We start from the raw sequence: 11141 nt of genomic DNA, 5'->3' as shown, positions 1-11141 counted from the left end.
CGGCATTCCGCGCCGAAATCCTCGCACGTTAACGATTCATGATTGTACCCTGGGACCACAATGCGGACCACTTGTCGATTCATTTGCAAGGACGCATAATCGCGCCATGCGCAGCCTGTTTGCAGTCCTGACGGTTCTTCTGGTGATGCTGGGCGGCACGCCCGCCGACGCCACGCAGGCGGATCCGCGCCTCGATTCGCTGTTCGAGCAGCTCCAGAAAACGACCAATGCGCGCGAGGCCGACGGCATCGAGCGGCAGATCTGGTCGATCTGGATGGAAGCCGGCGCGGAAGACCTGAATATCCTGATGCGGCAGGGGACCGTCGCGATGGCGGAACGGGATTTCCCGCTCGCGATGGAAAGCTTCAACGCGCTGATCGCCCTGGCGCCCGACATGGCCGAAGCCTGGAACAAGCGCGCGACGCTGCATTACCTGATGCAGAATTTCGAGGCCTCGGTGGCGGATGTGCAGCAGACGCTGGCGCTGGAGCCGCGTCATTTCGGCGCGATTGTCGGCATGGGGATGATCTACGACCGGCTTGGCGACCAGGCGGCGGCGTTGCGGGCCTTCGAGCAGGGGCTGAAGATCAACCCGCATATGGAAAACATTCTCGAAAAATCCAAAAAACTCGCCCAGGAACTCCGGGACCGGAATATCTGAGGGCGCCTCCGTGGAACAGGATCACCCGGAACTGCTGGCTGCCTTGCGGCGGATGGATCTCGTCGCGGATAACGAATCGCCGGCATTCGTGCCGCTGACCGGCGGCGTATCATCCGATATCTGGCGGGTGGATCTGGCGCGCGGGCCGATCTGCGTGAAACGCGCGCTGGCGCAACTGAGGGTCGCGGCGGAATGGCGGGCCCCGGTGGAACGCAACGCCTCCGAGGTCGCCTGGATCGAAGCGGCGCGCCGGGTCGTTCCGTCCTGCGCGCCGAAAATCCTGGGGCACGATCCGGACGCCGGCCTGTTCGCCATGGAATACTTCGACCCCGAACGCTACCGCTTGTGGAAGAACGAATTGCGCGACGGGCGTGTCGTGATCTCCGATGCGGCGGCGGTGGGGGATACGCTGGGCCGGATCCACGCCGCCAGCGCCGCCGACCCGGAATGTGCCGAAAAATTCGCCAATGACCGGATTTTCCATGACATAAGGCTCGAACCCTATCTGGTGGCGACGGGCAAGGCGCATCCGGATCTCGCGGATACCTTCGCGCGGCTTGTCCAGGTCACGGCGGAAACCCGGCATGTGATGGTGCACGGCGATGTCAGCCCCAAGAATATCCTGATCGGTCCCGAAGGGCCGGTCTTCCTTGACGCGGAATGCGCCTGGTATGGCGATCCGGCCTTCGATCTGGCGTTCTGCCTCAATCACCTGCTGCTCAAATGCCTGTGGGTGCCGTCCTCGTCCGTATTGCTGCTCGACTCGTTCGGCGTGCTGGCGGCGCGCTACCTGGCGCGGGTCGATTGGGAGGATCCCTCGGAACTGGACGCGCGCACGGCGCGGCTGCTTCCGGGGCTTTTGCTGGCGCGGATCGACGGCAAGTCGCCGGTCGAATACCTGACCGACGAGAAAGACAGAAACACGGTGCGGAACGCGGCGCGGGCCATGCTGTACGGGCCGGTGGAAAGCCTCGGCGAAATACGCGCCTGCTGGCGGGAGGTATTACGGAAATGAACGACATGGCGATAATGGATGTGGCGGGGCGCAGGGTCTGGGATTCGCGGGGCCGGCCTACCGTGGAGGTCACCGTCACCCTGGCGGACGGCGCGACGGGGCGGGCGATCGCGCCGGCGGGCGCGTCCACGGGCAGCGGCGAGGCCGTCGACCTGCGCGACGGCGGCGACAGCTTCGGCGGCCATGACGTGCGGCGCGCGCTGGCGGCGGTCAACGGCGAAATCGACGCGGCGCTGGAAGGCGCCGACGCCGACGATCAGGATGCGGTCGATGCGGTTCTGATCGCGCTGGACGGCACGCCGGACAAGTCGCGCCTCGGCGGCAATGCCACGGTCGCGACCTCCATGGCGGTGGCGCATGCGGCGGCGGCGTCGGACGGCGCGCCGCTGTGGCGGCGGCTGGGGGGAATGCGGGCGCATACCCTGCCGCTGCCGGAAATCCAGATCTTCGGCGGCGGCGCGCATGCGGGCCGGCGGGTCGATGTGCAGGATTTCATGGTCATCGCCACGGGCGCGGCGGATTACGAACAGACCCTGGACTGGACCGCGCGGGTCTATCTGGCGGCGGGGCGGCTGATGGCGGACCAGGGCAAGCTGCAGGGCGTGGCCGACGAGGGCGGATTCTGGCCCGCCTTCGACACCAATGAGGATGCGCTCGACATGCTGGTCCGGTCCATCGAGGCGGCGGGGCTGACGCCGGGCGACGAGGTGTCGATCTCGCTGGATATCGCGGCTTCCGAATTCGGCAAGGGCGGGCAGTACCGGCTCGGGCTGGAAAACCGCTCGCTGGACAGCGACGCTCTGTCCGAGATGCTGGTCGGCTGGGTCGACCGCTACCCCATCGTGTCGGTTGAAGACCCGCTCGGCGAGGATGACGAGGCGGGGCTGGTCGCGTTCACCGCCGCCGTCGGCGACCGCATCCAGATCATCGGCGACGACTACCTGGTGACGAATGCGGACCGGGTGCGCCGGGGGGTCGCGCGGGGCGCCTGCAATTCGGTGCTGGTGAAACCGAACCAGGCGGGCACGCTGACCGAGGCGAAGGCGGCCTTCGATGCGGCAAGGGGCGCCGGCTGGGGGGCGGTGGTCTCGGCCCGCTCGGGCGAAACCGAGGATACGACAATCGTGCATCTGGCCGTCGGCTGGGGCGCGCCGCAGCTCAAGGTCGGCTCCTTCGCGCGCTCCGAACGCATGGCGAAATGGAACGAGGGGCTGCGCATCGCCGACGCCATCGGCGACGGCGCGTCACTGCCGCCGCGCGCCGTCTTCCCGTGGCGTAAATAGCCCCCGGTCAGGCGCCCGGAATCTGATAGCGCGCGTCGCCGTCCTCCGCGATCTGGGCCGGCAGCTGTTCTTCCCAGGCCAGGTAGGCGCGCATCGAATCCTGATTGCCGTGATGGCGGTCGTGCACGAAGAACAGGAAATCGAGGCATTCTGAATCCGGCGGCGTATCCGGGCTCGATTCCAGCGGCAGCCCGGCCTTTTTCCAGGCCTCCCGCCCGCCGGTCAGCAGGGCGACGGGCGCTTCGGCAATCGCCAGCACATCGGGCACGGCCAGCCGGGCGCGGGTTTCGTGCTCCGAATACAGCACGATCTTCCTGCCACTGGGGAGTTTGGCGAGCGTCTGCGCGACACGCGGGCGGATCGCCCAGACGGCGCCGGGAATATGCCCTTCCCGGTACAGGGTGGAGACATCCATATCGACGGCGACCGCTTCGCCGGAATCCAGCGCGGCGGCGAGGGATTTGGGGTCGATCTCCTTGATCGCGTAATCCTTGCGACCCAGCAACTGCCGTTTCGGCGCTTCGGTCTCGGTCGCGTCGCTGCCGATTCCGCCTTCCAGGACATAGACATCCCAGCGCATCTGCAGCATCCAGTGCGCGGTCATCGTCGCGCGGATTTCCGTGTCGTCGACCAGCACCACCCGGGCGCCGCGCGTCCCGATCCAGCGGTCGGCCGCCTGTACCAGCTGTCCGCCGGGCACCGAAATGGAACCGGGCAGATGGCCGGCGGCATATTCGGATTCGTCGCGGACATCGACGATATGCAGGGTGCGCGTATCGGTTTCGCCGCGCCATTTTTCCAGCGTCGACTTGTTGATGCTTTTCACGCCGTAGCGCTGGCGGACGGAATCCCTGACCGCCCTTGCCCTGGCTTCGCCTTCGGGCGTTGTCGGGCCGAATGTATCGCTGGCGCCATGCGCCAGTTCGCGCCCGGAAAGGACCCAGCCCTGGGTGCCGCCGCGCAGCGCCACGACCCGGTTCGGGATCCCCGCGTTGATCAGGGACTGCGCGCCGATGATGCTGCGGGTCCGTCCGGCGCAGTTGACGACGACGAGCGTGTCCGGCGACGGGGCGAGGTCGTGCACCCGGTAGGCGAGCTCCGCGCCGGGGACATTGATCCCGTTGGGAATGCTCATGCGCTTGTATTCGGCCGGCGTCCGGCTGTCCAGCACGACGATATCCTCCCCGGCGTCGAACATCGCCTGCAGTTCGTCGGCGGAAATCGCCGGGGTGTGGCAGGCATGTTCGACGACCTCGCCGAAGGCCTTGCTCAGCACGTTCTCGCCCTTGAAGATGACGTAACCGGCGTTTTCCCAGGCGGCGACGCCGCCATCGAGGATCGCGATATCCGTATAGCCGACGGATGACAGCCGGGCGGCCGCCCGTTCGGCCACGCCATCGCCGCCGTCGACCAGCACCATGCGGACCGACCGGCGGGGGACGCGGGCGTCGATTTCCGATTCCAGTACGCTGTAGGGGATGGAGACGGCGAACAGCATATGGCCTTCGCCGTATTCGCCGTGCTCGCGCACGTCCAGCAGGGCCAGTTCCTGGCCGTCATTGATCATGGCTTTGAGCGAGGGCGCGTCGATTTTCCGGGGCATGTGCGGGTTCCTGTTTCGTGCGGATATGCACTGTTTACCAAGAACCATCCGATTCACAAAATCGTCGCTATTCATGCATTGCCGGCGGCGTTTTCAGGCGTCGGCGGCAACCCGCGTGATGCGCAGCACATTGGTGGCGCCGGGCGTGCCGAAAGGAACGCCGGCGGTGATGATGATCCGGTCGTTCGCCCTGGCGAACCCGTCCGCGACCGCGAAATGGCTGGCCTTGACGACCATGTCCTGAAAATTCCGCGCGTCGCTGGTATGGACCGGATGAACGCCCCAGACGATGGCCAGCCGCCGCGCCGTTTCGATCACCGGCGTCAGGCAGATCACCGGCACTTCCGGCCGTTCCCGTGCCGCCCGCAGCGTGGTCGAGCCGGAGGTGGTAAATGTGACGATGGCGGCGGCGGAAAGCGTATGGGCGACCTGGCGCGCGGCGGCGCTGATCGCATCGGCGGCGGTGGCTTCCGGTTCCCGCCGGTCGGTGTCAATGGCGCGGCGGTAGCTCGGCGCGACCTGCACCCGCTCGATGATGCGGTTCATCATGCCGGCCGCCTGCACCGGATATTTGCCGGCCGCGGTTTCCGCCGACAGCATGACCGCATCGGCGCCGTCATAAACCGCCGTGGCGACGTCGGAGGCTTCGGCCCGGGTCGGGGTTGGCGAATCGATCATCGATTCCAGCATCTGGGTCGCCACGACGACCGGTTTGCCGTGCTGGCGACAGGCGCGGATGATCCGCTTCTGCAGCACCGGTACGTCTTCCGGCGGCATTTCCACGCCCAGATCACCGCGCGCGACCATGATCCCGTCGCTCAGTTCGATGATCTCCTCCAGCCGGTCGATGGCGGCCGGCTTTTCCAGCTTGGCGATGATGGCGGCGCGCCCCGCGATCAGTTTGCGGGCCTCGGCGATGTCTTCGGGCCGCTGGACGAAGGACAGCCCGCACCAGTCGATTCCGAGGTCCAGCCCGAACCGCATGTCGTCCTTGTCCTTGGGGGTCAGCGGCGACAGCGGCAGGACCACGCCCGGCACGTTCACGCCCTTGCGGTTGGACAGGGTGCCGCCTGTCACGACTTCGCAATCGGCGAAATCCTTGCCGCATTTCACGACGCGCAGCTGCAGCTTGCCGTCATCGAGCAACAGGTCGGTGCCGGGTTCGATCGCCTGGTAGATTTCCTTGTGCGGCAACCGGACGCGGCGCCGGTCGCCTTCCGCCTTGCCCTGATCCAGGCGGAAGGCGGCGCCTTCCTCCAGGGTGACGGGGCCGTCGGCGAAGGTGCCGATGCGCAGCTTCGGACCCTGCAGGTCCATCAGCACGGCAATCGGGCGCTTCGTCTTGCGTTCCAGCCTGCGGATGATCTCGTAATTCTTCCGGTGATCGTCCTGGGCGCCGTGGCTGAAATTCAGCCGGAAGACATCGACGCCAACCTCGAAAAGTTTCGCGATGGTATTTTCCGAGGAACTGGCGGGTCCCAGCGTCGCAACGATTTTCGTACGGTGTTCTCGTCTCATGGGCGACCTTCAGGGCATTTTGTTTGCAAGACCATCACTAGCATAGAAAATGTTGCATTGACGTAAATATGAACGGATTTTTGCCGTCTGGCGCCGGCTACCTGTTTGATGCGACAGCGTTGCGCTGTTCAGACGAAGTGAATCCGCTATATTCGCGCCATGTCCACCTTTGCCGCCATTGATACCGGTACCGAAAGCCGCACCCTGCTGCGGGCGGACGACCCGGCGCCCGTAACGGTGCTGAATGCAACCGCCCGCGCCCGCGCCGTCATCGTTTGCGATCATGGCGGCGATGCGGTGCCCAGGGCGCTGAACGGGCTGGGGCTCGACCCGTCGATACGGGCGCGGCACATCGCCTGGGATATCGGCGCGGCGGATGTCGCGCGACGCCTTGCGGCGCGGATGGCGCTGCCGGCGGTGCTGGCCCGTTACTCGCGCCTCGTCATCGACCTCAACCGGCCGCTGGACGACCTGACCTCGATTCGGGAAATCAGCGACGGTGTCGTCATCCCGGGCAACCGCCGCCTGACCGACGATGAAACCGAAGCGCGCGCGGCGGAAATCTTCCGGCCGTACCATGCGGCGGTCGCGGCGGCGCTGGATGCCTGCGCGACCCCCGTGCCGGCGGTCATTTCCGTGCACAGCTTCACCCCGGTAATGAAGGGATTCGAGCGGCCCTGGCATATCGGCGTCCTGTACAATGCGGATGCGCGGATCGCGAGACCGCTGATGAGTCGGCTGGCGGCCGTTCCGGAGGTAACGGTCGGTGACAACCTGCCCTATTCCGGATACGACCTGTTCGGCAATACCATCGAAACCCATGCCATGCCGCAGGGGCGCCCCAATATCCTGCTGGAAATCCGCCAGGACCTGATCGATACCCGCCACGGCGCCGAAAAATGGGCCGGGATCGTTGCCGACGCGCTGGCGCCGGTGCTCGCCGATGCGGACCTGTACCGCGTGTTCGGCAATCAGGAGGCATGACCGTGGCGGAGTCCGGCGCGCCGCTGACAATCGGCATCGAGGAGGAATACCTGCTGATCGACCCGGAAACCCGGGACCTGGCGATCGATCCGCCGCGCGCCATTCTGGACGCCTGCGAGACGATGATCCGCGCGGAAGACGGCGCTGTGACGCCGGAATTCCTGCGCGCCCAGATCGAGGTCGCGACGCCTGTCTGCCATTCCATCGGGGAGGCGCGCGCAAGGGTCGCGTATCTGCGCGGCTGCGTCGCCACGGCGGCGGCGGAATACGGTTTGCGGCCGATTGCCGTGTCGACGCATCCCTTCGCCAAATGGAGCCTCCAGCAGCACACCGACGGCGACCGCTACAACATGCTGGCCGAGGACATGCAGCAGGTGGCGCAGCGCCTGCTGATCTGCGGCATGCATGTTCATGTCGGCATCGATGACCCGAACATCCGCAACGACATGCTGAACCAGGTCAGTTATTTCCTGCCGCATCTGCTGGCGCTGACCACCTCGTCGCCGTTCTGGCAGGGGCGGATGACCGGGCTGATGTGCTACCGCCTCAGCGTCTTCGACGAACTGCCGCGCACCGGGCTTCCGGAACGCTTTGACAGCCATGCGGAATATACCCGCCACGTGGACGCGCTGATCGAAGCCGGACTGATCGAGGATGCCAGCAAGATCTGGTGGGACGTCCGGGCGCATTCGAAATTCCCGACACTGGAAATGCGGATTGCCGATATCTGCACGCGGATGGATGACGGCATCACCGTGGCGGCGCTGTATGCCTGCCTGCTGTCGATGCTGATGCGGCTGCGGCGCCGCAACCAGCGCTGGCGCGTCTATTCCAACATGCTGGTGCGGGAAAACCGCTGGCGCGCCCAGCGTTACGGAATCGACCGGGGGCTGGTCGATTTCGGCCAGGGACGGATCGTCGATTACGCGGCGCTGCTGGATGAAATACTCGATCTGATCCGGGAGGACGCGGAGCGGCTGGACTGCGTCGCGGAAGTGGAGCACACCCGCAATATCGTGGCGCGCGGCACCAGCGCCCATGGCCAGATCGCCCGCTACCGGGACGCGAAAGCCGCCGGCGCCACCGAGACGGAGGCGCTGCGCGCCGTGGTCGACTGGCTGGCGGTGGAAACCCTGCAGGGGGTATCGCCCGCGGGGGCTGGTAATCGCCGCGGCCAGACGCCAGATTGATGGCAGGTACGTTTTCGGGATAGGAGGAATGACATGTCCGAAATAGACAAGATAGACAGACAGACGCAAACGGAACTCGAAGCGGCCGCGTTCCGCACGCTGGTGGCGCATTTGCGCGAACGGACGGATGTGCAGAACATCGACCTGATGAACCTGTCGGGCTTCTGCCGCAACTGCCTGTCCAAATGGTACACGGCGGCGGCCAGGGAAAAGGGGCTGGACCTGGAATACGAGGACGCCCGCGAAATCGTCTACGGCATGCCGTACAGCGAATGGAAGTCGAAATACCAGAGCGAGGCGACGCCGGAACAGCTGCAGAAAATGAAGGAAGCGCATTAGGGCCCGACGGGCGCGGCGACATGGCGTTCCGGATCTACTGGATCGCGCTGGCGGCGGTTACCGCCGCGTTGTTGCTGCTCTGGGCGGTCCAGCCGCTGTGGTCGGCGCTCGAACTGTTTGCCCTGCTGGCGCTTCTGGCGCCGTTCTACCTGCCGCTCGCCTACCGGCTGGGCGTCCGGGTCTGGGTCGCAAGGCGGCGCCGGCTGCTCGGCCTGCCCGTCGCCAGCGACCGGGACCTGATCGACTTCGTCGGCGGGGAACTGGATAATGCCGGAATTGCGTGGCAATGGCGCATGGCGATGCGCGGCATGTCGGATGGCGACGAAATCGAGATCGGCGAGGACGATTCGGATGCGCTGAGCGTGAGGGTGCGCAACGGCGTGCTGCTGGTCAGCGACAGGGAGTCCGGCACCAGCCGATTCGTCGATCCGGTGGCGGCGGTCGATTACGCGATCGGCCTGTATGAAGGCCCGTCGCATGCCGACCCCGCCGTCTATAGCACATCAGAATTATAGGGAACCTTCACAGGTTCCCTATAATTCTGTGAAGGTGCTATATCTTCAACAAGTTAGATCAGATTCACATGATTTCTGGATCGCCACAGGCGATTCCAGCAAACCATGATCCGATCTATGGGGAATCCGAAGAGGGCGCTGCCTGACGGGCAGAAAAACCTTGCCCGCACATCGGGATGCATATTAAAGCAGGCGCCCGGTCGGACCGGTTCGTACCTGATGTGCTATAGGGAGACAGATAGAAATGGCGGATGTTGGCGGCGTTACGGGCGATCAGCTGCGCTCGCTCATCGAGCGGATCGAGCGGCTGGAAGAGGAGAAGGCGGCGCTGGCCGAGGACATCCGCGAGGTTTTCGCCGAGGCCAAGGGCAACGGCTTCGATGTCAAGATCATGCGCCAGATCATCCGGCTGCGGAAGATGGAAACCGGCGACCGCCAGGAACTGGAAGCGTTGCTGGATACCTACAAGGCCGCGCTCGGCATGCTGTAGGGGCGTTTACAGGCGGACAGGTATTTCCGGGGCCGGCGTTCGGGCCTGCCAGGTGTGCGGCCCAGGTGTGCGGCACGGCCCTGTATGCCGGGCTGTTGATGGCGCGCCGTACCGCGCTCGCCTGATTCGACAGATACGCCTGCGCGGCGACTCCCGTGACCGGCGCGACAAGACAGGCGACCGCCCGGTACATGGACGTAACCCGCTTCTTCATCATACCCATCCCTCATCGAGGCTCCACCGCGCGGCGGCGCAGGGACGGAAGCAAGGCGATTACAGGGCCGCGCGGTCGCCCGTTCGCCGTGGTAAAGGCGCTGTCCCCGGAATTTCTGCCGCCTCGGCGCCGTCATCCTTCCCGACAGCCGTTTTTAAACGAATGGGCGTCCAGGATCCGGAGATATCCGCAGTCGGGTAAAGGCTGCTGTCGATGGCAAATTTCGCCTGTTGACGACATACCGACCGGTTGGTATGTTTTAGGAATGGCGCGGATCAGGACGGTGTGACACCCGAACGGAAGGAGAATTCAGACATGACCGAGCTCGTTACCTGCATGTGGTTCGACCACGGTGAAGCCGGCAAGGCGGCGGAGTTCTACGCCACGACTTTTCCGGACAGCCGCGTCGAAAGAGCGAACGCGGCGCCCGCCGATTTCCCTGGCGGGCATGAAGGCAGTGAACTGACCGTCGAATTTACCGTGCTGGGGCGGCGGTTTGTCGGCCTGAACGGTGGTCCGAATTTCAAACCGAACGAAGCGGTAAGCTTCATGGTCATAACCGAAAGCCAGGAAGAGACCGACCGCCTGTGGGAGGCCATCGTCGGCAATGGCGGCGCCGAGAACGCCTGTGGCTGGTGCCGGGACCGTTGGGGTTACCCGTGGCAGATCACGCCGCGGCGGCTGCTCGAACTGACGACAGGTTCTGACCGTGGCGAGGCGAAGCGCGCTTTCGAAGCCATGATGACGATGACGAAGATCGACATCGCCACACTCGATGCCGCCGTCAATGCACGGTAAGAAGGGAGTCGATCATGACTGACAGGGACGAAATCATGGCCCTGTGCCGGCGTCTCGGCGAGGCGCATAATGTGAAGGATCCCGACGCCATCGCCGCCTGCTATGCGCCCGATGCGACGATCTACAGTCTGGCGCCGCCGCTTGCTACGCGCGGCATGGATCGGGATGACATCGCCGCATGGCTCGACACCTGGCGCGGGCCGGTTCACGTCGATGCGCGGGATGCGGACCTTTCCGTCTCCGGGGATCTTGCCTGTGTGTCGGCGCTCAACCGGATGCGCGGCGTGAAGACGGACGGCGAAGCGGTCGATCTCTGGTTCCGTACGACGATGTGTCTCCGCAAGACCGGAAACGGTTGGCGTATCGTGCACGATCATGCCTCGGTGCCGTTCTACATGGACGGATCGTATCGCGCGGCAGTCGATCTCGCGCCCGAGCCGGCCTGAAAGAGCCCGGTATTCCCTGGACAAGGTTATTTAGCAGGCTGCGGAAAAACCCTTCCCAGCGTCGCGCGGTCGTGATTCAATTCTC

At 65.1% G+C, this 11141-nt stretch carries 12 protein-coding genes; 10 read left to right on the top strand and 2 right to left on the bottom strand.

The annotated features are described in order from the left end of the window. Positions 1-106: 106 nt before the first annotated feature. The 3 genes from WD767_03240 to eno are packed head-to-tail and all read left to right on the top strand — an operon-like array spanning position 107 to position 2959. On the top strand, positions 107-661 hold the full coding sequence (locus WD767_03240; protein ID MEX2615090.1) for a tetratricopeptide repeat protein: 555 nt from the start codon (positions 107-109) through the stop codon (positions 659-661). 10 nt (positions 662-671) lie between these two features. Continuing rightward, entirely contained in the window at positions 672-1676 is a 1005-nt protein-coding gene (locus WD767_03235) for an aminoglycoside phosphotransferase family protein (protein ID MEX2615089.1), read from the top strand. Continuing rightward, entirely contained in the window at positions 1673-2959 is a 1287-nt protein-coding gene (gene eno, locus WD767_03230; protein ID MEX2615088.1) for a phosphopyruvate hydratase, read from the top strand. Before WD767_03235 ends, eno begins: the two co-directional genes overlap by 4 nt. A gap of 7 nt (positions 2960-2966) precedes the next feature. On the opposite strand, the gene WD767_03225 is transcribed toward eno, so the two are convergent. Then, positions 2967-4562, bottom strand: a complete 1596-nt coding sequence (locus WD767_03225; protein MEX2615087.1) for a rhodanese-like domain-containing protein — start codon at positions 4560-4562, stop codon at positions 2967-2969. A 93-nt stretch (positions 4563-4655) separates the two neighbouring features. Continuing rightward, positions 4656-6080 carry a pyruvate kinase gene (pyk, locus tag WD767_03220; protein MEX2615086.1) on the bottom strand — a complete coding sequence of 475 codons (1425 nt, stop codon included), beginning with the start codon at positions 6078-6080 and terminating at the stop codon, positions 4656-4658. Positions 6081-6239: 159 nt separating this feature from the next. Here pyk and WD767_03215 point away from each other — a divergent pair, with 159 nt between their 5' ends. From WD767_03215 to WD767_03185, 7 genes are all read left to right on the top strand, one after another. After that, a complete protein-coding gene (locus tag WD767_03215) occupies positions 6240-7064 on the top strand; it encodes an N-formylglutamate amidohydrolase (protein MEX2615085.1) in 825 nt (274 codons plus the stop codon). Then, entirely contained in the window at positions 7061-8254 is a 1194-nt protein-coding gene (locus WD767_03210) for a carboxylate-amine ligase (protein MEX2615084.1), read from the top strand. The genes WD767_03215 and WD767_03210 overlap by 4 nt, the downstream gene beginning before the upstream one ends. A gap of 51 nt (positions 8255-8305) precedes the next feature. Continuing rightward, positions 8306-8593 carry a DUF1244 domain-containing protein gene (locus tag WD767_03205; protein MEX2615083.1) on the top strand — a complete coding sequence of 96 codons (288 nt, stop codon included), beginning with the start codon at positions 8306-8308 and terminating at the stop codon, positions 8591-8593. 20 nt (positions 8594-8613) lie between these two features. Further along, on the top strand, positions 8614-9108 hold the full coding sequence (locus tag WD767_03200) for a hypothetical protein (protein MEX2615082.1): 495 nt from the start codon (positions 8614-8616) through the stop codon (positions 9106-9108). 244 nt (positions 9109-9352) lie between these two features. Then, complete coding sequence (locus tag WD767_03195) at positions 9353-9598, top strand: DUF2312 domain-containing protein (protein ID MEX2615081.1); 246 nt, start codon at positions 9353-9355, stop codon at positions 9596-9598. Positions 9599-10127: 529 nt separating this feature from the next. After that, positions 10128-10610, top strand: coding sequence for a VOC family protein (locus WD767_03190; protein ID MEX2615080.1), 483 nt, complete (start codon positions 10128-10130; stop codon positions 10608-10610). Positions 10611-10624: 14 nt separating this feature from the next. Then, the gene (locus tag WD767_03185; GenBank protein MEX2615079.1) at positions 10625-11056 is read left to right on the top strand and encodes a nuclear transport factor 2 family protein; all 432 of its coding nucleotides are present in this window, start codon (positions 10625-10627) and stop codon (positions 11054-11056) included. The last annotated feature ends 85 nt before the right edge of the window (positions 11057-11141 follow it).

Source organism: Alphaproteobacteria bacterium (assembly GCA_040905865.1).
Taxonomy (GTDB): Bacteria; Pseudomonadota; Alphaproteobacteria; order UBA8366.
The sequence above is the reverse complement of the archived record's forward strand: the minus strand, read 5'-3'. Positions and strand labels throughout refer to the sequence as shown.

Coding starts and splice junctions, on each gene's coding strand:
- WD767_03240 (MEX2615090.1), top strand. CDS start 107: ATGCGCAGCCTGTTTGCAGTCCTGACGGTTCTTCTGGTGATGCTGGGC.
- eno (MEX2615088.1), top strand. CDS start 1,673: ATGAACGACATGGCGATAATGGATGTGGCGGGGCGCAGGGTCTGGGAT.
- WD767_03225 (MEX2615087.1), bottom strand. CDS start 4,562: ATGCCCCGGAAAATCGACGCGCCCTCGCTCAAAGCCATGATCAATGAC.
- pyk (MEX2615086.1), bottom strand. CDS start 6,080: ATGAGACGAGAACACCGTACGAAAATCGTTGCGACGCTGGGACCCGCC.
- WD767_03215 (MEX2615085.1), top strand. CDS start 6,240: ATGTCCACCTTTGCCGCCATTGATACCGGTACCGAAAGCCGCACCCTG.
- WD767_03210 (MEX2615084.1), top strand. CDS start 7,061: ATGACCGTGGCGGAGTCCGGCGCGCCGCTGACAATCGGCATCGAGGAG.
- WD767_03200 (MEX2615082.1), top strand. CDS start 8,614: ATGGCGTTCCGGATCTACTGGATCGCGCTGGCGGCGGTTACCGCCGCG.
- WD767_03195 (MEX2615081.1), top strand. CDS start 9,353: ATGGCGGATGTTGGCGGCGTTACGGGCGATCAGCTGCGCTCGCTCATC.
- WD767_03190 (MEX2615080.1), top strand. CDS start 10,128: ATGACCGAGCTCGTTACCTGCATGTGGTTCGACCACGGTGAAGCCGGC.
- WD767_03185 (MEX2615079.1), top strand. CDS start 10,625: ATGACTGACAGGGACGAAATCATGGCCCTGTGCCGGCGTCTCGGCGAG.